The organism is Corynebacterium minutissimum (genome assembly GCF_000805675.1).
GTDB classification, from domain to species: domain Bacteria; phylum Actinomycetota; class Actinomycetes; order Mycobacteriales; family Mycobacteriaceae; genus Corynebacterium; species Corynebacterium minutissimum.
In genome coordinates this window covers 1-26,033 of the sequence record NZ_JSEF01000015.1, presented here as the reverse complement: position 1 = coordinate 26,033, position 26,033 = coordinate 1, and the positions used below count along the sequence as shown (strand labels likewise).

At 56.9% G+C, this 26,033-nt stretch carries 21 protein-coding genes, 7 tRNA genes and 1 pseudogene; 17 read left to right on the top strand and 12 right to left on the bottom strand.

Annotated elements, in window-relative coordinates:
• Positions 1-184: 184 nt before the first annotated feature.
• The 4 genes and pseudogenes from NX84_RS08175 to NX84_RS13185 all read left to right on the top strand — a co-directional run bounded on the left by NX84_RS08175 (position 185) and on the right by NX84_RS13185 (position 3,573).
• Positions 185-457, top strand: a complete 273-nt coding sequence (locus NX84_RS08175) for a hypothetical protein (RefSeq protein WP_039675731.1) — start codon at positions 185-187, stop codon at positions 455-457.
• Between the two features lie 43 nt (positions 458-500).
• A pseudogene (locus NX84_RS12805) lies at positions 501-1,737 on the top strand (IS3 family transposase).
• Between the two features lie 91 nt (positions 1,738-1,828).
• Positions 1,829-3,064, top strand: a complete 1,236-nt coding sequence (locus NX84_RS08165) for a DUF262 domain-containing protein (protein ID WP_231913816.1) — start codon at positions 1,829-1,831, stop codon at positions 3,062-3,064.
• Complete coding sequence (locus tag NX84_RS13185; protein ID WP_231913818.1) at positions 3,061-3,573, top strand: GmrSD restriction endonuclease domain-containing protein; 513 nt, start codon at positions 3,061-3,063, stop codon at positions 3,571-3,573. The genes NX84_RS08165 and NX84_RS13185 overlap by 4 nt, the downstream gene beginning before the upstream one ends.
• A 238-nt stretch (positions 3,574-3,811) precedes the next feature.
• On the opposite strand, the gene NX84_RS12360 is transcribed toward NX84_RS13185, so the two are convergent.
• The 5 genes from NX84_RS12360 to ppgK form a co-directional block, all read right to left on the bottom strand.
• Positions 3,812-4,801, bottom strand: a complete 990-nt coding sequence (locus NX84_RS12360) for a putative toxin-antitoxin system toxin component, PIN family (protein WP_052319716.1) — start codon at positions 4,799-4,801, stop codon at positions 3,812-3,814.
• Positions 4,798-5,037, bottom strand: coding sequence for a hypothetical protein (locus NX84_RS08155; protein ID WP_039675729.1), 240 nt, complete (start codon positions 5,035-5,037; stop codon positions 4,798-4,800). The genes NX84_RS12360 and NX84_RS08155 overlap by 4 nt, the downstream gene beginning before the upstream one ends.
• 241 nt (positions 5,038-5,278) lie before the next feature.
• Complete coding sequence (locus NX84_RS08150; protein ID WP_039676231.1) at positions 5,279-10,267, bottom strand: DEAD/DEAH box helicase; 4,989 nt, start codon at positions 10,265-10,267, stop codon at positions 5,279-5,281.
• A gap of 240 nt (positions 10,268-10,507) precedes the next feature.
• Entirely contained in the window at positions 10,508-11,992 is a 1,485-nt protein-coding gene (locus NX84_RS08145) for an RNA polymerase sigma factor (protein WP_039675727.1), read from the bottom strand.
• 201 nt (positions 11,993-12,193) lie between these two features.
• On the bottom strand, positions 12,194-12,979 hold the full coding sequence (gene ppgK / locus NX84_RS08140) for a polyphosphate--glucose phosphotransferase (protein WP_039676229.1): 786 nt from the start codon (positions 12,977-12,979) through the stop codon (positions 12,194-12,196).
• 314 nt (positions 12,980-13,293) lie between these two features.
• On the opposite strand from ppgK, the gene NX84_RS08135 reads away from it, so the two are divergent.
• Entirely contained in the window at positions 13,294-13,584 is a 291-nt protein-coding gene (locus NX84_RS08135; protein ID WP_039675725.1) for a DUF4193 domain-containing protein, read from the top strand.
• Positions 13,585-13,664: 80 nt separating this feature from the next.
• Here the strand turns inward: NX84_RS08135 and NX84_RS08130 are convergent, their stop codons facing one another.
• Entirely contained in the window at positions 13,665-14,195 is a 531-nt protein-coding gene (locus NX84_RS08130; protein ID WP_039675723.1) for a DUF3093 domain-containing protein, read from the bottom strand.
• A gap of 120 nt (positions 14,196-14,315) precedes the next feature.
• On the opposite strand from NX84_RS08130, the gene dut reads away from it, so the two are divergent.
• The 5 genes from dut to dxs all read left to right on the top strand — a co-directional run bounded on the left by dut (position 14,316) and on the right by dxs (position 19,909).
• Positions 14,316-14,792 (top strand): dUTP diphosphatase, encoded by a 477-nt coding sequence (gene dut / locus NX84_RS08125; protein WP_039675721.1) that lies wholly within the window; start codon positions 14,316-14,318, stop codon positions 14,790-14,792.
• Positions 14,793-14,883: 91 nt separating this feature from the next.
• Complete coding sequence (locus NX84_RS08120; RefSeq protein WP_039675719.1) at positions 14,884-15,792, top strand: DUF3710 domain-containing protein; 909 nt, start codon at positions 14,884-14,886, stop codon at positions 15,790-15,792.
• Between the two features lie 75 nt (positions 15,793-15,867).
• Positions 15,868-16,590 carry a DUF3159 domain-containing protein gene (locus NX84_RS08115; RefSeq protein ID WP_039676227.1) on the top strand — a complete coding sequence of 241 codons (723 nt, stop codon included), beginning with the start codon at positions 15,868-15,870 and terminating at the stop codon, positions 16,588-16,590.
• Positions 16,583-17,893: a class I SAM-dependent RNA methyltransferase gene (locus tag NX84_RS08110; protein ID WP_039675717.1), complete on the top strand. Its 1,311-nt coding sequence runs from the start codon at positions 16,583-16,585 to the stop codon at positions 17,891-17,893. The genes NX84_RS08115 and NX84_RS08110 overlap by 8 nt, the downstream gene beginning before the upstream one ends.
• A gap of 99 nt (positions 17,894-17,992) precedes the next feature.
• Complete coding sequence (gene dxs / locus NX84_RS08105) at positions 17,993-19,909, top strand: 1-deoxy-D-xylulose-5-phosphate synthase (protein WP_039675715.1); 1,917 nt, start codon at positions 17,993-17,995, stop codon at positions 19,907-19,909.
• On the opposite strand, the gene NX84_RS08100 is transcribed toward dxs, so the two are convergent.
• Complete coding sequence (locus NX84_RS08100) at positions 19,906-21,138, bottom strand: HRDC domain-containing protein (protein WP_039675712.1); 1,233 nt, start codon at positions 21,136-21,138, stop codon at positions 19,906-19,908. The two genes, dxs and NX84_RS08100, sit on opposite strands and share 4 nt — an antisense overlap.
• 37 nt (positions 21,139-21,175) lie before the next feature.
• The gene (locus tag NX84_RS08095; RefSeq protein ID WP_039675710.1) at positions 21,176-21,841 is read right to left on the bottom strand and encodes a DUF3000 domain-containing protein; all 666 of its coding nucleotides are present in this window, start codon (positions 21,839-21,841) and stop codon (positions 21,176-21,178) included.
• A 125-nt stretch (positions 21,842-21,966) separates the two neighbouring features.
• Between NX84_RS08095 and hemQ the strand changes: the two genes are divergently transcribed.
• A complete protein-coding gene (gene hemQ, locus NX84_RS08090; protein WP_039675708.1) occupies positions 21,967-22,668 on the top strand; it encodes a hydrogen peroxide-dependent heme synthase in 702 nt (233 codons plus the stop codon).
• 44 nt (positions 22,669-22,712) lie between these two features.
• On the opposite strand, the gene msrB is transcribed toward hemQ, so the two are convergent.
• The 4 genes from msrB to NX84_RS08070 form a co-directional block, all read right to left on the bottom strand.
• Entirely contained in the window at positions 22,713-23,126 is a 414-nt protein-coding gene (msrB, locus tag NX84_RS08085; protein ID WP_039675706.1) for a peptide-methionine (R)-S-oxide reductase MsrB, read from the bottom strand.
• Positions 23,123-24,319: a glycosyltransferase family 87 protein gene (locus NX84_RS08080; RefSeq protein ID WP_039675704.1), complete on the bottom strand. Its 1,197-nt coding sequence runs from the start codon at positions 24,317-24,319 to the stop codon at positions 23,123-23,125. The genes msrB and NX84_RS08080 overlap by 4 nt, the downstream gene beginning before the upstream one ends.
• A gap of 11 nt (positions 24,320-24,330) precedes the next feature.
• Positions 24,331-24,981: a dihydrofolate reductase family protein gene (locus NX84_RS08075; protein WP_039675700.1), complete on the bottom strand. Its 651-nt coding sequence runs from the start codon at positions 24,979-24,981 to the stop codon at positions 24,331-24,333.
• A gap of 129 nt (positions 24,982-25,110) precedes the next feature.
• Positions 25,111-25,185, bottom strand: a tRNA-Val gene (locus NX84_RS08070).
• Between the two features lie 216 nt (positions 25,186-25,401).
• Between NX84_RS08070 and NX84_RS08065 the strand changes: the two genes are divergently transcribed.
• From NX84_RS08065 to NX84_RS08040, 6 genes are all read left to right on the top strand, one after another.
• Positions 25,402-25,477, top strand: a tRNA-Gly gene (locus NX84_RS08065).
• 39 nt (positions 25,478-25,516) lie between these two features.
• Positions 25,517-25,588, top strand: a tRNA-Val gene (locus NX84_RS08060).
• A gap of 43 nt (positions 25,589-25,631) precedes the next feature.
• Positions 25,632-25,707 (top strand) — tRNA-Gly (locus tag NX84_RS08055).
• A 31-nt stretch (positions 25,708-25,738) separates the two neighbouring features.
• Positions 25,739-25,809 (top strand) — tRNA-Cys (locus NX84_RS08050).
• A gap of 32 nt (positions 25,810-25,841) precedes the next feature.
• Positions 25,842-25,913: transfer RNA gene (locus NX84_RS08045), tRNA-Val, on the top strand.
• 44 nt (positions 25,914-25,957) lie between these two features.
• Positions 25,958-26,033 (top strand) — tRNA-Gly (locus NX84_RS08040).

Below are 26,033 nucleotides of genomic sequence, written 5' to 3'. Positions count from 1 at the left end.
TAATGCCGACGGTGAAGGACAAGCTACACAGGCGTGATTTTTCCGTGCGTGCGCTGTGGGGGCTCGGTGGGCGGATTAAGACTAGAAAGCGGCAATTTAACGTTTTCTTATCCGCTGTGTAAGGGAAGAAATGCAAACTCGTCGGATGGGCCGGACGCTGGCAGTAGCGGCGGCATAAGTTTCAGTGTCGGTACGTGGCTCCGTGCTCGTAGCGCCAGAATCGGCGGCGGAGTTGGCGGAGTTTTCCGTCACCAACTTCACCGATTTCCACGGCCATTTGGAAGATGACAGCACCAAGGAAATGGGCGCTGCCAAACTCGCGGGCCTGGCCAAGCAGGTCAACCAAGGGCAGGAATACGCATTCGTATCCTCGGGCGATAACGTCGGCGGCTCCGCGTTCGTGTCCTCGGTTTCCGAAGACAAGTACGGACCTGACCCCTGTTTGGTAGACATCTAGATTCTCGGCCGTTCGGGCTGGGAGGAAAGGCATTCTACCTACTATGTCTAAGTTCTATTCTGAGCAATTCAAGTGTGACGCCGTTGCTCTCTATGAAAACAATGAGAACTTGTCTCTGGCTGCTGGCGCCGCCGAACTGGGAGTCAATCGTGCTTCATTACATCAGTGGAAGAAAGAACTCGGTACTGGTGAAAGGACTCGCATGATCGAGGCTAAAGCCCCAAGCAGTAGCAGCCTTCGATGCAGAACGTATACGTGCGATGGAAAAAGAAAACGCAAAGCTGCGCGAAGAACGAGATATTTTGCGTAAGGCTGCGAAATATTTTGCCGAAGAGATAAGCTGGTGATCCGCTTCCAGTTGGTTGCGGACCACGAGACCGAGTACTCGGTTAAGCGGATGCGAATCTTTTTAAAGCTCACACCTTCATCGATTTATAAATGGAAAGCCACGCAAACCCGCCGCGCATCGCGTATCTGTGCAGTCGGTGTACTTGGAGCCCGTATTGCTGCAGTCTTTGCTGAAGAAGTTGGACTGTATGGCGCAAACGCATCAGAGCTTCACTCAACGACGATGAGCGCTTTGCGCGGGGCAATCATAAAAGGTTGCCCGGATCATGGAAAACATGAAACTACGTGGATTTAGCAATCGCCGCCGGTGCGCGACTACCCAGCGCAGCACGTCAACTTCGGTGTTTGAGGTCCTAGTGAAACGACGGTTTCATGTGCAAGCACCAAACCAGGTGTATGTCGGTGATATTACCTATTTGCCCTGTAGGAACGGCTCTAATATGTATCTGGCCACGGTTATTGACCTGTACTCGCGCAAACTTGCTGGTTTTGCGATCGCAGACCATATGCGAAGCAGCCTCGTGATTGAGGCTCTAGACCATGTCAATACAATGCGTGGGGGGCTTGATAGTGCCATTTTTCATTCAGATCATGGCAGCGTGTACATATCAGCAGCGTTTAGCACACGATGCCAGGAGCTTGGCGTAATCCAGTCTATGGGGGCTATCGGTACCGGTGCAGATAATGCGTTAGCAGAGTTATTTAATTTCACGATGAAAAGAGAAGTCCGGCGCAATAGGAAAGTCTTCTCCAATCCGCTGCAATGCCGGCGGGAGGTATTTCGGTGGTGCATCAGATACAACACACAGCGCCGGCACTCATGGTGCGGACAGATATCGCCCGATGTCTTTGAAGCCCAATCTATTACACTGACAAGGCAGCATAACTGCCCCTCACCCAGCCTACTTTTCAGGGGTCACGCCCTGGCGTAGCCGTGACAGGTTATATTTAATCCAGTACAGGCGACCACTTTCTCTGCCTTGTAGGTTCCCTTTTCGCTTTCTAATTCACAGAGGATCCTAGATGTCTAAACTCAGCGTCGATCAGAAGTCCGTTTTGGCACTTATTAATCAAACCACTACGACGAGCTTTCTCATTCCGGATTACCAACGCCCGTATGCATGGACTGAAGACGAATGCGCAACGTTGTGGGACGACATTGAAGCGTTTTGTATTCCGGAGGGTAACGCAGACGCGTTTGACCCCAGCGATGAATATTTTCTGGGTCCGATTGTTACTTTCCGCAATGATGCAGGGCAATTGGAAGTCATTGATGGTCAGCAGCGTCTAACGACGCTTATGCTTTTGCTGCGTGCGTTCTACGAGAAATTCCAGTACATGCAGGATCCAGACTCGAAAACTACCTTCCGCGAAATTGCTCAATGCATTTGGCGTACTACTGAGTTTGGTGATCCCATTCTTGGTCAGCTGCGCATTGATTCAGAAGTAGCTTCTGATGACGATAAGGATGAATTCCGTTTTATCCTCAACGAGGGGAAAATTCCCGACGGTGCGCACAGCGCGTATGCGAAGAACTACTCCTATTTCGAGGGGCGTGTTGATCGGTTTATCAACGAATATCCGTCATACACAGCGAAGTTGGCTAACCGAATTCTCAAGAAAGTTATTCTTCTGCCCATCGAGGCCGAGTCACAAGACACGGCTCTTCGGATTTTCTCGACACTGAATGATCGCGGCCTGCCACTGGCAGACGCTGATATTTTTAAGTCGCAATTCTATAAGTACTTCACCGCAAAGAATGAGAAAGAGGGATTTATCGAGCGGTGGAAAGCGCTTGAAGAGACCGCTACACGTGTGTTCTCGCATACCCGTGGAAATAACAATCCCATGGATGAGCTTTTTGCGCGGTACATGTATTACCAGCGAGCATTGCAAGGAATTAGGACAACTACAACGGAAGGCCTGCGTGACTTCTATGAACGTGATTCCTATGCGTTGCTGAAGAAAGAAGAATCGCTTGAAGACCTTGAATCCCTCGTTGCCTTCTGGGACAGGGTCGACCAGCAAGAAGAGTTTTCGGAACGCGTCAATCAACGCCTCTATGTCTTGAGCTACGCCCCGAACAGCATGTGGACCTATATCGTCTCCGTGTACTTCCTCAAAAACCGTGACGAGAATGGGAATCTCGAAGAAGAAAAATTCTTCGACTTCCTTGCTCTTATAACTGGCTTCATCTTTGCTTATGCCGTTCACCGCCCTGGTGTCAATGCACTTCGAACGCCTCTGTTCCCGCGATGATCTCAATCGTTAACGACGAAAAGGTAACTTTCGAAAACTATCGCTTTGATCGCCAGCAGTTGATTGAGCAGTTGAATTCCTTCACGTTCAGCAACAATCGCCCGATCACTAAGTCCATGATCCTGTGGTGGGCGTTTGAACAGCCCGGTCAGACCGTGCTGGACAATGATACGAAGCTCGAGATTGAACACATCTACTCTCGGGCCCGAGCAAATAAGGAGAATTCTCTTTCGTCGAAGGGATTGCTTGAGTCGCTGGGCAATAAAGCCTTCCTCGAAAAGAACATCAATATTCGGGCTTCTGACTACCGTTTTGAGGACAAGACTCGCTACTACACCGGCTACACCACGGCGAATGGCGTCGAGAAGGCCGGAACGAAGAATCAGGAGCTTCAATCGATCGCAAGCCAGCAGGAAGATTTCACCGAGGAAAACATCGTCGTGCGAAAGAGCTCCATTATAAATGGGCTCATCGATTACCTCGACCAGTGGAATTTGATTGAAAACTAGGTCAATCGCGCTCGACGACCTCGTCAAGGTAATCCGCGAGGAACCCCATTGGGTAACCTTAATTGAAAGGTTCCACCCCGCCAGTAAGATCCCTCGGTCTTTACCACCAATGTGGTCAGGCGGGGTGGTCGTCGTTTTAGGGGCTCTTCCGGAAGAGTCACAAAAATTAACGAAAGGTGTGCGCGTGAAAGACTCCAAAGGGCTCGAAAAACATGGTGATATGTTTCCTGGGTCTTGCTTAGTTTCGCGAACCGCGTAGTGACTGAACTGCCTTCTTGCGTACTGCATCCGTTGGAGGTCGGACCTCATTGGGCTGTAAGAATCGTGGCCCTATGCTGTGTGCTCTCCAACCGTCAAGGCCGAGAGCGTCGTTCCCTTTGTTATCGAGAAGGTCTGGGCAACGCTCAAGTGTGAGGAAAACGGCGTTTTCGATCGGTGCAGTCGGCTGCAGCGCGACGTAGGAATCTCCAAGATCAGGCACCAGTTTGATGGCAACAATCTCGGGCGAGATGATGATCGGGTGAGTACCGAATGCGCGGTTCGTTAACAGTGACTGAGCTGATTCGAAGTCATCAAGCCACGCAGTTGCGGTGCCGGGGACAACGGCTTGGGCTAGTAGTTCACGGTCAAAATTTTTAGACTTAATGCCCTCTATTACCTCGAATAGGAAATTAACGGCGTTGAAAATAGCCCGATTTCCCGCTGCTTCGATAGCCTCCCATCCGCTCTCACTATCACCTCTGAGAAGTTCGGATCCCCAAGCCTTCCTATTCTCTAGGAGAGTGGCTGCCATTTTGCCATCGGCGCTGGTAATCCAAAGTGCGCTGGCTGCGGCTTTGAGGACCTTTTTGTCGCCGCTAACTAGGAGGTCTCCGTTACCGTCTTCGTAGAGAGCGAAAAGGAAGTCGTCATCGGGGTCATCGCAGATTCGCGGTAGTTTTTGCTCCTCGCGGTCCGGAACCTCCGTCCCGACAAGGACGATGGCATCGATGAGGGATAGGCCTTCTTCTACAGTGAAGCGCTTCCGAAATTTTGCTCTAGAAATAACGTCTTCAATCTCCTGGAGAAGGTGTTCGCAGTAGAGCAGCTCAGATTTTCCTGCAAAACATGCTTCAATCAGCGCGCGCTCGGAGCCGCGAGGTGACAGCAAAGACGATATAAAGAGGTTAGTATCAACAACCAGACGCAACTTTCTGTGTGCTGCTATCTGTTGAAGCTCTTCGGTCACTTACCTGCTCCCAAGGCGGTACGGATCCTCTTTTCCATTCGCATAGTGGCGATTTCTTCACGAGCAAACGCTTCCGCAGCACCGGGATCAAGGGGCTCAGATTGAGCATCGATTGTGCGGAGAAGCTGACGGTAGGCAGCTGTAGCAAGTTCGTTGTCGCTAAGTACTTCGACAGAGGCGGCAGACTTTTGAGTGCTTTCAAGAAGACGCTTACGTGCTGCGTCTTTGCGATTCATGGCTCTGTCCACCTTTCCTTATCGGCGAAGATTTGAGTCAAAAGTTAGAGCTTATTTTACCTGGCATTACGACATACAGCTAGCCTCAGCCTGTCACCTGCATGTGCGAGACATACTCTGTCTCGCCGAGCAGAATTGGTGGCCTTGAAATGATTCTTTCAGAGACTAAAAAGAGGAAGCGACCGCGCTGTACTGAGGCGTAGGCTCGACCCCGGTTAAATCGATAGCACGTCCCCCAGAGCTACTTATCTTCGTCAACCTCCCTGATTCCTTCCACGATTTGCACCGTCTCCACCGCCACGCGCGTGACCTTCGCGATTAGGTCCACGATGTACCGCGGATCGCCCACTTCGTCAGCCCAGTCGTTGGGGTCGTTCACGATTCCCGATGCCTTGTCCTTCTTCACTTGGTACCGGTCAATAATCCACGCCAGCGCAGACCGTGAGCCGAGCATGTACTCGTCCGCCTCGGCAGGGATGTCGCGCACGGTCACGGACTTGTTGTAGACGAGAGTCGTAACGTCGTTGACGTTCTTACCCGTCTCCGAGTCTTTCTTCTTCGCCCACTTCATCTTCTGCACGCGCCAGGTCCCGCGGTCGGACTCGTCTGCCGACGCCTTCACATCCACCGTGACCGGCCACGGCTCCACGTCCTCGTAGTTCACGTGCAGATCCATGAGCTCTCGGCCGGCAGCAGCCAGCTGGTCGAACCGCGCCCGCGACGTCGGCGTTTCGATATGCGGCAGCATCTTCTTCAGGTCCGCAGCGTACTTCTCCCGGTACCCCGGGTCATGCAGCTGCCCGTAGACGAAGTAGAAGATGTCATCTTTCGTCACATCCGAGCCCAGCGCCTCGCGGTAAATCCCAAGAATCTCGTCCGTGATGTTGTCCACGCGCTGGTACCCGTCGAGGATTTCTCCTTCCGTACCAGGCTCCGAGCCTTCCGATGCCCCCATTCCAAAGTCCAGCTCACCTTCCGGCGCCTTGATGTGCTCCCAGGTCCAGCGGGGAAAGTTTTGGCTGGCAGTGAAAACGTTTAGATCCGGGATTATTTCAGTGGCGAAAACATGACCGGCGACATTGGGATACGGCCCCGCGACTGTGATCAAGACATTGTCCTGCTTAATAGATGGAAAGAGCTTTGAGAGTTGATAACGCCTGTGAATTAGCGAAGTATCAAAATAAACGTGCTGTTTGCAGAATGGACGATACAGAGCTTCAGCAATAAAACCGTCATTGCTCAAAGCATGACCGCGGTTAAACCTCGCTTCCAGACTCGAGGACCACTTGATCGCCGACGGATCATTGAATTCTGGAAAGGCTGATATGAGGGATTGAAGCGTTGAGTGCTCGCCCTTCTTACTTAGGGCAGCGGCATAGACCCCTTTTAATCTCGAGATCTTTGATCGGAGTTTATCGAAGCCAAAATCGTAGACCCAAGTATCGCGATTGCTTTGCAAGCCTGAAGAAAATTCACGAAAAACTTCGATTTTGTTGTGATCCCCTTTGCTACCAAGAACTGGCCAAGTCTCGAAATCTACATCTCGTTGATTAAGCCAGTCACCGTATTCATTTGGTTCAATAATTTCCCAGTCAATATTTTCAAGGGTCGAGCTTTCGACAATATCGAGCTTTTCCTCCGTGCTGAGGTAATCACCAATGTCGCGGTAATGAATTGTGACATCGTCCGCGATTTCGCGCTTGACGGCAATGATGATGGCGACGGTGTTGCGGCTACCGGAGCCGAAGACCTTGCCGCCTTCTTTGCGGGATTGCTCGCCGGCAGTTCGTTGGTTGCCACGGAGGTTGTACACGTAGATGTCGCTGAGCTCATCTTCTAGTGAAAGTCGGACGCCGTCCGCAGTGTTACTATCTATCCAACCTCCGTTTGAAACAAATGCCAAGACACCATGCGTGCCGAGCCGATCGATAGACCATCTGAAAGCTCGTAGGTAAGAGTCATACAGTGAGTTCTTATTTGTTGCCGTGGAGTTTGCAGCAAATGTACTTTCAATGCGGCTGTCTAGGGTCGGGTACTTCAGATTGGCATTATCGTCGTTTGCGCTAGTCTGCTTTGCAGAATAGGGCGGGTTGCCGATGATGACGTTGATCGGTGAATCGATCTGGCGCTGGATGGCGGCGTTGTTTTCCTTGAAGACCTTGAGGTCGAGGATGTCGCCTTCTTCGTGGATTTGGAAGGTATCGGCAAGTGCGATGCCGTCGAAGGGGACGTACTCGGGTTCGGGTTCGCCATTGCGTTGGGCGCGTTCGGCCTGGAGTGCGTTATACGTCGTCTCGATGTTGACCGCGGCGACGTAGTAGGCGAGCAGCATGATCTCGGTGGCATGGAGTTCGCCAGCGTACTTGCGGGCGAGGGCGTCGGGTTCGATGAGACCCGACTGGAGGAGCCGCACCATGAACGTGCCGGTGCCGGTGAAGGGGTCGAGGATGTGGACGCCTTCGTCGGTAAGGCCCTTGCCGAAGTGCCAGCGGGAGATGTGATCGGCGGAGCGCAGGATGAAGTCGACGATTTCTACTGGAGTGTAGACGATGCCGAGGGCCTCGGACTGCTTCTTGAAGGCTTTGCGGAAGAATCGTTCGTAGAGGTCTTTGATCACTTGCTGCTTGCCGGAAGCGGAGGAGACCTCGGAGGCGCGGATGCGGACCGACTCGTAGAACTTGGTGAGGGACTCGGTCTCGGATTCGAGCTTGGCGTCGGACAATGCGTCGACCATGCGCTGCATGACGCGGGCGACTGGGTTGTGCGCGGCGAAGTCGTGCTCGGTGAACAGCGCGTTGAAGACCGGGGCAGTGATAAGGTGCTGCGAGAGCATGCTGATTGCTTCGTCCTCGGTGATCGAGTCGTTGAGGTTCCCGCGCAGGCCCTCGATGAAGACCTCGAATTCCTTGCGGATCGTGTCATCCGCGGCATTGATGAGTGCCTTGATGCGGGCGATTTGTGCTTCGGCGATCGTGGCGACATCGTCAGCCCAGTCTTCCCAATAAGTACGCGTACCGACCTTGTCGACGAGCTTGACGTACATGGCTTCCTGCCAGGCCTCGAGGGAGAACAGCGCGATCTGTGCCGAGGTGAGGTCCTGCTCACCGGAGGACTCAGAGTGGCTGGCTGAGGTGGTATCGGAAGCATCGAGCTTTGCCTGTGCTTCTTTGGCCTTGTCCGCGAGGGACTGTTCCTCGTCCTTCTTGGTTTTCTTTACGCTTTCGATGTCGATGGGCAGTTCGACCTTCTCGTTGAGCGCAATCGAGTTGACCTTCGCGTTGAAGCGGTCATCGTGGGCGCGCAGGGCGTTGAGAATCTGCCAGACCACGCGGAAGCGCGTGTTGTCGTTGAGTGCCTGGGACGGGGAGACTCCCGGCGGGATAGCGACGGGCAGGATGATATAGCCGTAGTCCTTGCCCTCGGCTTTGCGCATGACGCGGCCGACGGACTGGACTACGTCCACCATGGAATTGCGCGGGTGGAAAAAGATGACGCTATCGAGGGCAGGGACGTCCACGCCCTCGGACAGACAGCGGGCGTTAGTAAGGATGCGGGTCTCGTCCTCGGGGATGGAGGACTCAAGCCACGAGATCTTGTTGCCGCGCTCGAGGGCGTTCATGGTGCCATCGACGTGCTCGACGGCGACCTGGAGATCGATGTTGAGCAGGCTGACGTCGTTGGTGGCGGCGTGGTCCTTGAGCTGCTCTTGGTACTGGCGGATGAGTGTGGGGAAGGTCTCCTGGATGGTCTTCGAGGCCTTGATGTCCTTGGCGAAGGCAACGGTACGGCGCATGGGTTGGGCGTTCGCTTCAAAGCCGGACTTGGTGTCTTGCTCGGCACCCGAACGCTTCGCGAGTCCGTTCCAGGCGCCAATCATGGCTGAGGCGGTGGTGAGGTTGATTTCGTTGGTGGGGTTGGCGGCGAGGACGTCGGCGGCGATATCTTCCTCGACGGTCATGACGAGGACCTTGTAGTCGGTGAGTAGACCCTTGTCCACGGCTTCGCCGAAGCCGAGGCGGTAGAACTCGGGGCCGTAGATGGCCTCGTCATCCATGGAGGCCAACTCCGCGGAATGTTCCTCGGCCTTGCCCTTGACGTTGTCATCGAAGAGTCGGGGAGTCGCGGTCATGTAGAGACGCTTGCTGGCCTTGATGTATTTTTCGTCGTGAATCTTCACGAAGGTGGAGGCGTCTTCCCCGGCGAGGGTGACGCCGGTGGTGCGGTGGGCCTCGTCGCAGATGACGAGATCGAAGTCATCCATGCCGTACTCCGCTTGGGCCTCGTGAATGGCCTCAATGGACTGGTACGTGGAGAAGATGACGTTGATACCGGCACGACGCTTGCCCTGCGCGGTGCGCTCGGCAATGTCCTTGCCGTTGGTAGAGACCGGAACCTCCAAGTCATAGGAGGCAATGTCTTCAGCCTTTTTGGAGACCTTCGTATCCGAACAGACTGCGTAGGACTTCAGAGGCAGGTGCTCTTGGTTCTGTGCGGTCCATTCTTTTAACGTCTGCGAGAGCAAGGAGATGGAGGGAACGAGGAAGAGGACGCGGGCACGCCCGCCGTTGTTTTCTGCATACTGCTCCACCAGACGCAGGGCGGTAAACGTCTTTCCCGTACCGCACGCCATGATGAGCTTTCCACGGTCGTGTGCTTCAAAGCCTGCGATGGCCTTCGAGATCGCTTCTTGCTGGTGTGGACGCGAGGAGAAAACCTCGCGCCGGGTGAGGTTAATTTCGATCTCAGAACCCGGGAAGGTCACATCCCAGTTGATAGGGGATTCTGCAATCGCTGCCGTGCCGATACGGTTGGTCGGGATGAGCTGGTGCTCCAGCATCTCCTCAGCATTCTTTGACCATCGCTCCGACGTGGAGATGATGATCCGCTGTGCGAAGGACTCTCTGCCCTTGTCTGTAGTAAACGAGTGTCCGGATGCCTCAAAGAAGGAATCGAGGTGACGCTTCTGAATATAGGTATCCGGCTTGTAGAACTTGCACTGGATGGCAACCCACGCGTCGTCATCGGCGCGCCGGGCAACGAGGTCGATGCCGGTGTCTTGCTTACCGCCGTTGAACTCCCAATCGCTCCAACGGCTGACTTCCGAGAACTGCTCCTGGAGGACGGGATCGGTTCGGAAGTAATTGACCATTAATTTCTCGAACTTAATGCCGTACGAGCCTTGAGGCTGATTTTCACGGAGCTGGGATAGGACTTCACCGAAAGCAGACATGGTGTCCATTATGGACTACACATGAGTACTCCACTTCCAAATGGTGGCGATGTCGTACAGTGAGCTGGCTGAATGACCATCTTTCAGGTTGAGAGTTTCTCCTTCATCAAGAATCCTGATACCTCAACTCCTGATGTGCGCGGTATCGCGTCCCTCCGCAGCTTAGTGCTAACGGGGGAGGCGAGGGGCGGCGTCGGCAAGCGTGTGCGTCTGGTCGCTTGCCTTGGCTAGCTTGGCCTCTTAGTCGAGGTAGTCGCGCAGAACCTGCGAACGCGATGGGTGGCGTAGCTTCGACATGGTCTTGGACTCGATCTGGCGAATACGTTCGCGGGTAACGCCGTAGACTTGGCCGATTTCGTCTAAAGTGCGCGGCATGCCATCGGTCAAACCAAAGCGCAGGCGAACCACGCCAGCCTCACGCTCGGAGAGAGTCGTCAGCACATCCTGAAGCTGGTCCTGCAACAATGTAAAGGAAACTGCATCGACGGCGATAACTGCCTCGGAGTCTTCGATAAAGTCACCAAGCTGGGAATCGCCCTCGTCACCAATAGTCTGGTCCAGGGAGATCGGCTCGCGGGCATACTGCTGGATTTCCAGCACCTTTTCCTCGGTGATGTCCATTTCCTTGGCCAGCTCCTGCGGGGTGGGCTCACGGCCCAAGTCCTGCAGCAGCTCACGCTGGATGCGGCCAAGCTTGTTGATGACCTCCACCATGTGCACCGGAATGCGGATGGTGCGGGCCTGGTCTGCCATAGCGCGGGTAATAGCCTGGCGGATCCACCACGTGGCGTACGTGGAGAACTTGTAGCCCTTGGTGTAGTCAAACTTCTCCACGGCGCGGATAAGACCCAGGTTTCCTTCCTGAATGAGGTCAAGGAAAGCCATACCGCGGCCGGTGTAGCGCTTGGCCAAGGACACCACGAGACGCAGGTTCGCCTCGAGAAGGTGGTTCTTTGCCTTGCGGCCATCACGGGCGATAGCCCGCATGTCACGCTTTTCCATGGGGGAGAGCTTGGCGGCCTTATCGCCTTCAGCGCGGGCCTTTTCCATCTCGTCCATGCGGTACTGCGCGTAGAGGCCTGCCTCAATGCGCTTGGCTAGCGAGACCTCCTGCTCCGCGTTGAGCAGTGCGACCTTACCGATCTGCTTGAGGTAAGCGCGAACGGAGTCAGCAGACGCAGTAAGTTCTGCGTCCTTACGCGCTTGACGCAGGGCAGCAGACTCGTCCTCGTCCCAGACGGAGGAGCCATCCTCCTCGTCCTCGTCGTCAGCGTCCTCGCCTTCCAGATCATCTTCGTCGCCGAACTCATCATCATCGTCGATGTCGGCGTTGTCCGGATCAAAATCGATATCCGCGTCGTCTGCTGCGTCTGCGTCCAAGTCGTCAGTCTGGTCCTCGATCAGGTCCTCATCAGACTCGGTTGCTTCAGCGTTTCCCTCCGGAGACGTTGCCTTCTTAGCGGCCGACTTGCGGACGGTTTTTTTAGCCGTCTTCTTTGTAGCCTTCTGAGCAGACTTGCGAGTGGTTTTCTTAGCCGTCTTTTTGGCTGCCTTCTTGGCAGTCTTTTTAGCTGTTTTCTTCGCAGTCTTCTTAGCGGTCTTTTTAGCCGTCTTTTTAGCGGTCTTTTTTGCCGTCTTCTTGGCGGTCTTCTGTGCAGGTGCAGATGCCTCGGAGGTGTTCTCGCCTTCACCGAGTACCTGGTCTGAAGAATCAGTGGCTGCCACGTACGCCCTTTCGACTTGCTCTCTGTGTGGAAAATATGGGGAAGCGCAAAGTCATCGCAACTAGTCCCCGATGCTAGCCCGCCTCCGAGATGAGCAGGAGAGGCGCGCCGCTCAAGATTGGGTAATCGACAGCCCAGTATAGATCATTTTCTCCTGCTGGCGGTGACTGGGGTCAACTGGGAAAGTTGAACGCGCCTTTGCTTATGGGCGGATACCTTCCTTCGCCGCCATAGCAGCGCCGACGATACCTGCACGATTACGCAGTTGAGCTGCCACAACTGGGGTTTCAATGCTGAGGTGCTCGCCCCACTTGTCGAACTTGCGGGAGATGCCACCGCCGATAACGAACGCGGAAGGGTTAAACAACGCCTCGTATTCATACAGCACTCGGTTCACACGTTTGGCCCACTGTTTGGTCTTGAGGCCCTCGCGATCTTTGACGGCGGAGGACGCTTGGTGCTCGGCCTCCTGCTCGCCCACAATGAGGTGACCAATCTCAGTGTTGGGGAAAAGTTGACCGTCGAGAAGGAAAGCAGAACCAATACCCGTACCGAGAGTAAGGAAGATAACCGGGCCCGTACGAGCGACGTCGTCACCGTAAGCAACCTCGGCGAGCCCGGCCGCGTCGGCGTCGTTCAGCACCGTAAAAGGCGCAGCAAGGTACTGGCTGAACAGCTCTTGGGCATCAATGCCAATCCAGGATTTGTCAATGTTGGCGGCGCTGCGAACAACCTGGTCTTTGACTACAGCGGGCATGGTGATGCCAACGGGGCCATCCCAGCCTTTCTCAGCGACGATCTGTGCAATAACTTCGGCAACTGCCTCCGGAGTGGCAGGCTTGGGGGTGGCAATCTTGAGGCGGTCGCCCACGAACTCACCGGTGGCGAGGTCGACCTCGGCACCCTTGATGCCGGAGCCGCCGACGTCGATACCGAAAGAGTGGCCATCATGGAGAGGCGCTTGGTGCTGTGAGTGTTGCGCAGTCATGGTGTCTAGTTTAAGCAACTGTCCCGCATGATGTGCGGACATTCCGGTGTCATTTAGGCGTGAAACAGACGACATGGGCGGTGCCGAAAAGAGCCATAGTTCCTTCTATGTGAGGTGGATCAAGGTAATTTTTCTTTGCCGAAAAAGCCGCGCAAAGAAGAGGCTGAACAGGGGAAACTTTCAGGCAAAGTGGTGTGGGGGTGAGCAGAATCCTGCCCCCGCGGCGAGGCGAGTGTGACAGTTAGGCGCGCGTGGTTTAGGATGCCGTCGATAAATACACATTCCCATCGATCTGACACACAGGGGCGAACACTATGGCCACCGATTATGACGCACCGCGTCGCCGCGCTGAAGACGAGCTTGAGGCTGACTCCCTCGAGGGCCTCAAAGCAGCGGAAAATGACAACAATGGCATGGATGATGACGGCGAAATCGTTGAGGCATTCGAGCCGCCGTCAGTCGACCTGACCGGCGAAGAGCTCAACGTCACCGTCGTTCCGCGCAAGGAAGACGAATTCACCTGTTCGGTATGCTTCCTCGTCCAGTCCAACAAGCGCTTGGACCACGAAGAGAACGGCGAACTGGTATGTAAGGATTGTGCTTAACAACGCCGTCTAAGCATGTCGCTCTTCGGGGTCTGTGGGCCCTGCGGACTCTGCGAGCGCTAGGGGCACAGTAAGTGAAGTCAGTGAGTCGCGCTCGTTCCAGCTTGGTCAGGGACGAAAGCAGCGAGCAGCTTCTCGGGGTTCTTTGAGCCAATGAGCCAATAGGGGGTGGGGTCCTCGGGGTCATCAAGGACGAGCATGACGTGCTCGGGAACCCAGCCGTGCGTGACAATAAAAGCTGCTGGGTCCAGCTGCGGACCGAGTGCATTTCGCCGTGCGGTGGCGGGCACCGCAGTACTGCGCGAGACCACATCGTGGGGCAGTTGTGCTTCCTTAACCGTCAGCCACCTCGTGCCGTCACTGTCTTGCTCTACTTGCACGACAGTGTTGGACCATGTCAGCAGCACCCACACAGCGATGGCAGACAGCAAGATAGCGGGAATGATGACCCACAGAATTCCGCGGTTAAGGCTGACCGTTGCTGTGCTGATCACCACAACGAAAGCCGCCATTAGCCACCAGTACCACGGCACCCACTGGCGCTCGCGGTAGAGAACAACCGGGGAATCAGCAGCAGGGCTCTGCTCGGCAGACGAGGAACTGGAAGTCATGGCCCTCGATTCTAGTCGCCACTCGATGAAGGAGCCTAACCTCCCAGGGGAGCATGTTGGCCGCGAGCGCCTCCCTGCCACGTGGTCCCCAGTAAGAGGGGACAAGGTAGGCTGGGCCGAGTGAATGAGCAACACCCCCTTGTAGATCCGGTAAGTCCTTTTGGTGATGTCAAGGTCAAGCGCCTTGATAAAGAGCTTCCATTGCCAAAGCGTGCCCACCGAGGCGATGCTGGTGCGGATCTGTATGCCGCACACGATGTCACCTTGCGTCCCGGTGAACGCGCCCTAGTTGGAACCGGTATTGCCCTTGCCTTGCCCCTAGGCACGGTGGGATTGGTTCACCCACGCTCCGGTTTGGCTGCGAAGCATGGCATCTCCGTTACCAATACCCCGGGGACTATTGATGCGGACTATCGCGGGGAGATTAAGGTATGTCTCATTAATCACGATCCAACCGAGACTTTCGAGGTTGAGCGCGGTATGCGTATCGCGCAGCTCATTGTGCAGCGGGTAGAGCTGGTGGGCTTTAGCGAGGTTGAGGAGCTCGATGACACCACACGCGGCGACGGTGGTTACGGTTCCACCGGCGTGAACTAAGACCCCTGTACATCCCCCGGTACACACCAAGACAGCACACACTTAACGAACACCGTGCGTACCCACACCGACTAGCAGAAAGGCACAGATAATGGCGTTGTGGCCCTTTGGCAAGAAGAACAAAGAGAACAACTCAGAGAGCGCTGTTGAGCGCGATGAGGCAGCATCGGGTGCTGCCGCACCGGCGCACGAAGACACTGATGCTAACGCTTCGCACTCGGCAGGCCCCGTAAGCGAGGACAACGATAGCGCCGATAGTGCTGATAGTGCCGCAGGGCTGGGAGTTAAGGCCGTGGCACACGACGCAGTCAACGGCGACATGGGCCCCTACGATGGCGATACCGTCGATATTGCTGAGTTCAACTTCGAAGATTTCTCTGTCGGCTTGCTCGACCTTGGCTCGATGCGTATCCCGCTTCCCAAGGGATCCCAAGTACAGGTAGAGATGGGCCAGGACGGCCCCCGTATGCTTCACATCCTCACCCCGCATGGTCGGATGACTCCGGTGGCTTTCGCTGCCCCGCGCACCCCGGGCCAGTGGGCGGAATCCGCCGCCGACATCATCAATGGCTTGGAGTCTGATGGCTTCTCTGCCCACCCAGAAGATGGGCCATGGGGTTCGGAAATCGTGGGCACTAGCGACAAGGGCGGCATCCGCATCATCGGTGTGGAAGGTCCGCGCTGGATGTACCGCCTCACACTGGCAGCCCCAGCGGGGAAGGAAGAGGAGCTGGCGAAGCTCGGCCGCGAGGTCGTTGCCCGCACCTTCATCTACCGTGGTGAGGATCCGATCCTCGCCGGTAGCTCCTTGCCCGTGATGCTGCCTCAGCAGCTGGCGGAGCAGGTCTCGCAAGCTCTTCAGCAGCGCCAACAAGAAGCGGCGGCTAACAACGCAGACTCCGGCACCCCGGGCACTCCCGCTAGCCCCGAGAACGAAACTCCTGCCGAAGCTCAGGCTCGCGAGCAGCTAAGTGAGCTCGATAATCCGGATAAGAACTAACCGCACCGACAAGGACCACTCACCACCGTGACCACACCTAACCCTGACGCGGATAAGCACGAGGCCGCTAGATCTCTGGACAACGAAGGCGCTGCGCCGGAAACTTCGCAGGAAGAGCCGACGACGGTAGAAGCCAACGCTGAACCGTCCCCTCTGGAGCAGATGGGCGGCCTTACAGGCTTGGTCTCAGCGACGTTGCCGGTTCTGGTCCTCATCCCGGTTAATAACGTTTGGGGCTTGGGGCCAGCGCTCATCGCTGCCTTGGGCGTGGCGTTGCTCATTAGCGTGTGGCGCCTTTTGCGCAAGGAAACGCTGCAACCGGCCCTGTCAGGTCTTCTAGGAGTAGGTATTTGCGCAGGCATCGCGTGGTTTACAGGGGATGCCAAAGGTTACTTCCTTTACGGCATTTGGATGTCATTGGCGCTCTTCATCGTCGCGGCGATATCCATCATTGCGCGCTGGCCATTGGTTGGCGTGGTGTGGAAGGGCCTCAACGGCGATGACATGAGTTGGCGCACGATTCCGAAGGCTCGCCGCGCCTACGCATGGGCTACGGCGGGCTGGGCTGTGGTTTTCTTCGCCCGGTTCGCTGTGCAACGCGCGCTGTACGACGCCGACGCGACGACCACTCTGGGCGTTGTCCGCATCATCATGGGCTGGCCGCTTACCGGCGTAGTCACCCTGCTCACCATTTGGATGGTGCGGCGCGCCAACGCGGCCGTGGACGAAGCTGCGGAAAACACCGAGGGCGCCACCACTGAGGACGCCACCACTGAGAAGGAGACCGTCGATGACTAATCCTGACGCCATCGCATCTGCCGCTGCGGCAGCCCAACGCGTCGCAAAGGGGCAGTCCTTCGACGTCACCATCGAGCGGATGGCACATGGAGGAGTAGGCATCGGCGCTGCCCCGGATGGCCGTGTGTGCTTCGTTGCGGGAGGCTTTCCCGGAGACCGTCTCACCGTGACCGCACGAAAAGTCAAGAAGGCTTTCGTAGAGGCAGAACGTGATGCGGTAATCGAGCCAGGGGAGTACCGCGTGGAGTCCTCGTGCCCGGCAGCACAGCAAGGAGCCGGTTGTTGCGATTTCGCCGAATTGGACCCAGCCGCAGAACCGGGAATCAAGGTTGAGGTCTTGCTTGACCAAATTCGCCGCGTTGCGCGGATTGAGCACACTCCCGAGGTTGAGAGCATCGACTTAGAACCGCAACGGGGTTGGCGAACTCGGGTACGGTTGGGCGTCGACAAGCAGGGGCGTGCTGGTACCAGAAAACGTGGTTCGACCGAACTCATCACGGACGTTTCCTGTAGCCAACTAGTGCCAGGGCTGGTCGACGGCCTCGTTGGCCCTAATGCCCGTATCTTCACACCTGGTGCAGAGGTCATTGCCGTCATGGACAGCGATGGCAACCGCCACGTCGTGGAATCTCGTAAAGCACCGAGGGGACGCCGGGTCGAAACCGTGCGGGAGGTTATCGAGGCCCCGACGAAGAATGTGGTCCAGCGAGCGGATGGTCACGAGTTCCGTTTCCCGCCCACGGCCTTCTGGCAGGCGCACGTCGCAGCGCCTGACACCTATACCCGTATTGCACGTGAGTGGTTGACGGTGGAAAGCGGCGTCGCTGGGCAGCTAGACGACAAACGCGTGGATGCCAACGAACCGCTCGTGGCGTGGGATCTTTATGGCGGTGTGGGGCTGTTTGTACCAGCTCTAGCGGAAGTCACGGCCCCGCAGCGAGGACAGGCCACGGTGTATTCCGTTGACTATTCGCCCGCAGCTTCTGGCTCGCAACCAGGTCTTGAGGGAATCGATGTGGAGTTTCGCACCGCCAAAGTCGAAGAGATTGCGGCCCAGCTGCCGAAGCCAGTAAATGTAATCTTGGACCCTCCGCGCACTGGTGCAGGTACTGACGTTATCGCTGCGGTCGCCGCAGCGGAGCCGCGAAAAGTGTTGCATGTTGGATGCGACCCTGCCACCTTTGCCCGTGACCTCGCCGCATGGTCGGAGCACAGCTACCGACTGCAACGCCTAGCCATGGTTAACGCTTTCCCGGGGACCCATCATTTTGAAACTTTGGCACTCCTCGTTCCTGCGGCCTAAGACAGAAGAGAAGTACTGCCTAATGATTGTCGTGTCACGTACATAAGCGGGTACGGTGGTAAAGAAAGTACGAACGATGAAGGGGTTGACGGCAGCTCTATGAGCATTCTGGATTCCATTGAATCGCCAGCTGATCTCAAGGCTCTGAGCAAGACGCAGCTGGCCGAGCTCGCGGCGGATATCCGCCAGCGCCTCATTGAGAAGGTATCTGTCACCGGTGGCCACCTCGGCCCGAATTTGGGCGTGGTTGAGCTCACCGTGGCGATTCACCGTGTTTTTGATTCCCCACGAGACCCCATCGTCTTCGACACCTCCCACCAGTCTTATGTGCACAAAATGCTGACCGGCCGCACTGCGCAGTTCGATACACTGCGTCAGAAAGGTGGCTTGTCTGGCTACACCGACCGCACTGAGTCAGAACATGACTGGACCGAGTCCTCGCATGCGTCGGCTGCACTGTCCACGGTGGATGGCCTCTCTAAGGCCTTCAAGATTCGCGGCGAATCGCACCGCAACGCCGTGGCAGTCGTGGGCGATGGTGCTTTGACCGGCGGCATGTGCTGGGAAGCACTGAACAATATTTCCGCTGATAAAGACCGCAACGTGGTCATCGTGGTTAATGACAATGGCCGTTCTTATTCGCCCACTATCGGCGGTTTATCAGAAAACCTTGGTCGTATCCGTGCACAGCATGGGTATGACGAATTCATGGAATTGGGCAAAAAGCGCCTGAAGTCTATGGGCTGGGTTGGCGAGCGTACTTTTGATGCCCTCCATGCTATGAAGGAAGGCGTCAAATCCACCGTGATGCCCACGGAGATGTTCCCGGAGCTCGGTATCAAGTATGTCGGCCCTATTAATGGCCACGACATTGATGCGGTGGTACGTGCGCTGAGCTATGCCCGCGATTATGAGGGACCCATCATCGTCCACACGGTGACGGAGAAGGGTCACGGCTTTGCTCCGGCTGTCAATGAGCCGAAGGACCAGATGCACTCCACAGGAGCTATTGACCCGGTTACTGGCGTGTCCAAGGGGCAGAAACAGCCGGGGTGGACCGCAGCCTTTTCCGAAGAGCTCATCAAGGCCGGCCACGCTCGTGAGGATATTGTGGCAATCACTGCTGCGATGGCTGGCCCTACTGGTTTGGCGCCTTTCCAGGAAGAGTTTCCGGAGCGTTTCTTTGACGTCGGAATTGCTGAGCAGCATGCCATGGCCTCTGCTTCCGGTTTAGCATTGGCCGGGATGCATCCGGTGGTGGCCGTGTATTCCACCTTCCTCAACCGCGCGGTGGACCAGGTCATTATGGACATTGCCTTGCTCAAGCAGCCGGTGACCATCGTGCTCGATCGCGCGGGCGTGACCGGTTCCGATGGCCCGTCGCACAACGGCGTGTGGGATATGGCGTTTATGAGCATTGTGCCGGGGATGCGCATTGCTGCACCGCGTGATGGTGCTCGGCTCCGCGAGCTCTTCAACGAGGCTATCGCTATTGATGATGGCCCCACTGTCGTCCGTTTCCCCAAGGGCAATTTGCTTGAAGACACAGACGAACTCAAGCGCTTGGATGATGGCGTGGACATCCTGCGCTATTCTGATGACGCTGAAGAGGAAGCGACCGACGTTCTGATTGTCTCTGTCGGCGCAATGAGCACTCGGTCACTGGGTGCTGCTGAACTGCTTGAGGCACGCGGCTTCAACGTCACGGTGGTGGACCCACGGTGGCCAGTGCCCGTTCCGCAGTCCATTGTGGCGCTGGCTGGCGACCATGACCTTGTCGTGACTGTCGAGGACGGCGTGCTGCGCGGCGGCGTGGGCTCCATGGTCGCCGAGGCCTTAGATGCAGCAGACGTGGATACTCCGGTGCATCGCCTCGGTATACCGAGCACCTTCCCGCGCCACGCCAGCCGTGGAGAAATCCTCGATGAGTTCGGTATTACGCCGCAGGGCATTGCGCAGTCGATTGAGGAGTGGGTTGCTGCGCGCAGCGACGAGGAAGGCTCAGGCGAGGCCTAACCACGGAAGGCGTGGAGGCCGTCTGCGATGAGCGGGGCGGCAAGCTCTACTTGCCACTCGCGTGCGCCTTGAGAGAGCAGGAAACCTGGAATGTCCGCAGAACCAGAAATCTCGCCGGCCACGCCGCCTTCAGGTCCTAAGGCAGCCCATACGGCCGCGCGGACAAGGCTGGGCTTAAGGATGAGTTCGTAACTCATGGTGAGCTCGTCGCCAAGGTCCTCGAAGGCGCCGCGAATGTCTTGATACACAGACCACAGCTCTGGGAACTCGCGGGTAAAGACGGACTTTGAAGGCACCGGTTGCGGGCTGCGTAGCTGTACCGGCCACTTTTCTTTGGGGCTCTCTATCGCCGTGGTGACGGCATCGAGCCACTGCAGGGTCGCTCCGCCGCGGCGGCGGGGAAAGCCTTTGATTTTGTTGATCTCGTAGGGCGTGGTGGGAACGCGGCGCGCGATCTCCACGAGCACGCGATGGGGAAGCAGACGGTTGGGAGCGATGTCCTGCGAACGCGCGATAGATTCGCGGCGTTGCCACAGCTCACGGGCCACGGCAAGCTGCTCGCGCGAACGCAGGGAGGATATGCCCTTGAGCTCGCGCCACGAACGCGGCTCTGGTGCGGTGATGCCAGAATGCTCGGCAGCGATGTGGTCGAATTCTGCGTAGGCCCAGTCCAACTTTTCTTCCTCTGCGAGGATGTCGCGCAATGCTACTGCCAGTTCGTTGAGAAGCTCGACGTCGAGTGCTGCGTAATTGCGCCACTTCTGCGGGATGGGGGTTTCGGACCAGTCGGAATCGCCATAGCCCTTCTCCAATTCGACGTCGAAAAGCTCCAGCACCATGGCACCAAGGTTGGGGTGCGCAAAACCCGCGAAGCGGGCGGCTAGCTCTGTGTCGAACAGTGTCCCTGGGTAGAGGCCGAGCCATGCCAAAGAAGGAAGATCAGAAGGCGCGGCGTGGATAACCCAGTCTTGCCCAGTGAGAACAGGGGCGAGTGCGGCGCTAAACTCCGCGCGGCGATTCTCTGGGGCCAGCAAGACCGTTCCGGCGCCTTCCCGACGAATCTGCACGAGGAAGGCACGATCATCGAAGCGGTAGGCGGAGGCGCGCTCGGTATCGATAGCAAAAGGGCCAGTACCAGCATCTAGCCGTTCGGCGGCCGCGTGAAAGTCACGCGGGGAAGTGAGGACCTTCGGGGTTCCGTCCTTGGGTACCTGGCGCAGTTCAGTCATCCCTGAGCCTCCTCAGTGAGCTTGTGTATCGCAGTGCTTAGCGGCCGAGCTCGGCCACGCCCTCCGGCGGCAGGCCAGCAACGAGAGCAAGCACCTGGGAAAATGCTTCGACGTGAGGGGCCAAGTCGAGTCCCTCAGCAGTCCAGGATGCACGCATCTCAAGCTGGTAAGCACGCGGTGGGCCGCCGATTTCACCAAAGCGCACCGAGGAGGTTGAGGTTACGGTTCCGCCCAGATTGGTGTGCGCAGCCTCACGCAACTCCAAGGACTCGGTGAGCCATTCCCAGGCGACGTCGGGAAGCAGCGGATCGCCTGCTACCGAATCCTCCAGGTCGGCCTGAATATAGGCGACCAGACGCATGGCACCTTCCCACGCTTCTTCAGCGCCGGGGTCGTGTAGAAGGATGAGACGACCGAAGGCATCACCTTCGGAATCGGTTGGAACGATGTCTGCGTCGTGGTGTCCGCGCTCAACCTCCAAACCAATGGCATGGCTAAACGGTGCGAGGCGCTGCGGCGGGCGAATGGTGCCCAAGGTGATTTCAGAGCGCAGCTGCGCTGCATGAAGGGACTCAACGGCCTCTGTGAAAGCGGCCGGAGTCGACGGCTCTGCAGATCGGGAGCCGTTGGCGGACGAAGCACGATCATGCAGGTTGGTCGGTGCCCCTGCCAAAGTGCGCGAAGAAACGTCTGAATTGCTCACGGGAAACAACGTATAAGTTCTGTGCCGCAAGCGGGGGAAGGCGCGCCGTGGGGTAGTGGCGCACGGCGAGGTCTACAACTTATGATGGATAGGAATTCTAGTCGCTTCCGAGCAAGGAGAAATGCATGTCGAAGGTCAACTTCAAGGAGCTCAATAAGGTCCAGCGGTATTCGCAGCACGCAGTGTTTCAGGTGATTCCTGGCGCGCTGGGTACCGAGCGTGAGCAGGCCATTGCGCAGGCACAGAAGTTCTTTGCTGACCTTGAGCAGGCCGGCGTCGTAACCGTGCGTGGCATCTATGACCTGTCCGGCATGCGCGAGTCTGCTGACTTCATGATCTGGTGGCACGCAGAGGAATTCGCTGATATTCAAAAGGCGTTCGCTGATTTCCGCCGAGAGACCGTCCTGGGCCAGGTGTCTGAGGTGACGTGGGTAGGCAACGCCCTGCACCGCCCGGCAGAGTTCAACAAGTCCCACCTGCCGTCCTTCATCATGGGTGAAGAACCAGGCGAGTGGATTTCTGTGTACCCCTTCGTGCGTTCTTATGACTGGTACACCATGGATGAGGAAAAGCGCCGCCGCATCCTCATGGAGCACGGCATGCAGGGCCGTGACTACCCGGATGTTCGCGCGAACACCGTTCCGGCGTTTGCTCTAGGTGATTATGAATGGATCCTTGCTTTTGAGGCTCCTGAGCTGCACCGCATCGTCGATCTGATGTACCTCATGCGCTACACCGAGGCACGCCACCATGTGCGTGAGGAAATCCCGTTCCACACGGGCCGCCGCGTCAAGGATGTGGCAGAGCTTATCGCCGTGCTTCCCTAACGCGGAGCCGTCTGCAGAGAGCTCACAATGGGCCGGTTGAAGGTTTAACCTTCGACCGGCTTTTCTTCGAGGGTGAGGCAGATGGAGTTGATGCAGTAGCGCAGGTCGGTAGGGGTATCGTAGCCTTCGCCTTCGAAAACGTGGCCCAAGTGTGATTCGCAATTGGCGCACAACACCTCGACGCGGCGCATGCCAAGCGAGTTGTCTTCGCGTTCAATGATTTTGTCTCCCGCGAGTGGGGAGAAGAAGGACGGCCAACCGCAGTGTGACTCGAACTTTTCGGTAGATCGGAAAAGCTCGGTGCCGCAGGCCTTGCAGGAATACACACCTTCGGTGGTGGTGTTGGTGTATTCGCCAACGTGTGGGGGCTCGGTTCCGGCCTCACGCAGGACGTAGTACTCCTCAGAGGTGAGGCGCTTGCGCCATTCGGTATCCGCAATGAGCTTGAAATCGGTCATGCGGGGATTTTATCGCTCTTGTCCGCCTTCGGGCCACCATTGCGTTCAGATATCCACCAGCCGACCACCGATGCGGCAGTGACTACAATGAGCAAACCCCACCCGATGGTGGCGATGAACACACTCATCCAATGTGCGGCGGTGGGCATGCTTGTCGACGTCCACTCGAACGGCGCCAAGAATAAAAATGCCGCCAACCATGCGCCCCACGTGTGGAAAACCGAGCGATGCAGCAGAACCGTGAACATCATGGGGAAAAGCCACATGGAGTAGTACTGCTGTCCTAGTGATGACAGGAAAAAGATTCCCGCCATGATGATGCCGGTAGTGCTCAGTGCCCAGAATTCGGGCTCGGAGTCGCGCCAGCGCAGCAAACCCAGGATGGCCACGGCGCACAAGACAGCGAACAGCAGCCATATGGGGTAATAGAGGTCTCCTGGCATGTCGAAGTAAGCCTTCACACCTGGCCACGAAGCATTCGCATAATCACGTGTGGTGGAAAGGTAGGGCAGAAGATGCTCGCGGAATCCCTCAGAGCCCGGAACGAGCCGCCAGGCGATGAGGTTGGCCGTGATGGGCACGGCTAGGCCGAGGCCCAGTGCCCACCACTGGGTGCGCACGAGTGCGAGGAAAAGTAGCGGTGCGAATTGGGGTTTGATCAAAATGGCTAGTCCGATACATAGCCCTGCTGCCCAGCCGTGCTTCTCTAGGAGGACGAGAAAAGCTGCCATGGCCAATAGTAGTAGGCCGTTGATGTTAGTGAACACCAAGGTGTTGATGACGGACTCGGAGGCAAAAGCTGCCGCGATGCTGATGGGCAAGACAGGGCCGCGCAGGCTGTGGCCCACATAGCGAGTCAGGAGCGCCAAGGCGGCGATGATGGCCACAGCATTGGCGAGGATAAAGGCGTAGCGTGCGTGCTCCTCAGAAACGATACCCATGGGGGAGAGCAGTGCCGTTGCTCCTGGGTTGTAGAGGTAGAGCGGTTCTACGGAGGAATAATCCTGCTCGTAAACTGGCGCACCTTCCCAGAAGCGGCGAATCGCGCGATACACCGTGCCGAAGTCATCCGTGACCGTCCCGGTAAAAGCAAGGACGACAACACGGTGAAACACAAGAACGACGGCTGCCGGCCACGCGGCGGCTGTCCACAGTCGGGCAGGGGTCGGGGGAGAGGAGGCCAGAGAAGTCACGGCAAGAGAGTTTACGGGGTTGATATGCGCCGGTAGCGCAGAAACACCGTGCTGTCGACGGGCGTGACGTTCTCGAGCTCTAAACGAAGTGCTGGCGACGTCGTGCTGCCGTCGACAACGGGCTTTTCCACTGAGGGCGACAGATGCGGATCCATTGTCAGGTACAGCTTGTCCACGAGCCCAGCTTCGATGAAGGCTGAATAAACCGACGGTCCACCTTCGCAGGAAATTCGTGTAGCGCCGCGTGCACGAAGGGCCTCGATGGCCTCAGTGACCGTGCCAGTACCAGTGCTCACAATCTCCGCACCAGCTGTAGCCAAGGCATGTGCTTTTTCGGAGTCCGCACGATCCTCTGGGGTGAGAATAATGGGACTGCCGGCGATGAATTCCTCGAATCCCTCAAAATTAAGGGAGTGGCTGAAGACGGCGAGGCGCGTGCTTGTCGACGCCTCATACCCCTCCGCCTTCACCGTGCCCGAGCCAACCACAGCAACGTCCGCCCACTCGCGTAACGCGGCGAAGAGCTTGGCATCGGCGTCATTGCCCATAGGGTCCGACGTTCCGTCAATAGTGGCCGAGCCATGGAGAGTGCTGACCGCGATAAGGCGAATGCCCTCGCTATCCGGGCCCAGCAACGAGTCAATGAGTGCGGTGTCTTCCATGACGCCCGAGGGTACGTGGGCTAGCTGCGGCCAGCTACTTTGTATCCATGGTCCAGCTACTCTGTACCCATGTTGTCCCCACATGCCGTACTACAAAAACAACTAAACCCGCAGCGTAGCTGCGGGGTTTGGTGGTTCTAGCTGGGATTGAACCAGCGACCTTTCCGGTGTGAACGGAACGCTCTCCCACTGAGCTATAGAACCCCGGTGCAGCCCTTAAGCTACACCGCAGTTGGACTAACTCCCTAATCGCCCAGCTCAACCAGATTTTCGCCGAAAATGAGTCTCAATCACATCGGTGTAATCTTCGCTCTTTTGTAGTTGGTGGAATTATTGCCGTGGGCTGCGGATTTGGAAACTGGGACGGTGCACGATAATGTCTTTACTCGCACCACGGCACACTAGCCGGGAAGATGCAATGCGGATGTAGCGCAGTTGGTAGCGCATCACCTTGCCAAGGTGAGGGTCGCGAGTTCGAGTCTCGTCATCCGCTCCAAGACCTCCACTTAGTTGGAAGGCCTTGACAATTACATAAGCGCGATTAGCTCAGTGGGAGAGCGCTTCCCTGACACGGAAGAGGTCACTGGTTCAATCCCAGTATCGCGCACACGGACTTCTTAGTCCTAGAAAACCGGGCCTGGTTTTCGAATGCGGATGTAGCGCAGTTGGTAGCGCATCACCTTGCCAAGGTGAGGGTCGCGAGTTCGAGTCTCGTCATCCGCTCCAGCACATGTAGTGTGTGAGGCGGTATCGCCACGGTGGAATGGCCGAGTGGTGAGGCAACGGTCTGCAAAACCGTGCACACGGGTTCGATTCCCGTTTCCACCTCAAACTGTTAGTGCCCACTCCATGGGCACTGCGCGCGTTTAGCTCAGCGGGAGAGCGCTTCCCTGACACGGAAGAGGTCACTGGTTCAATCCCAGTATCGCGCACAGGGTTTCCTTAGAGGAGCCCGTGGCAGGCTTTTGCTTGCCATGCGGATGTAGCGCAGTTGGTAGCGCATCACCTTGCCAAGGTGAGGGTCGCGAGTTCGAGTCTCGTCATCCGCTCCA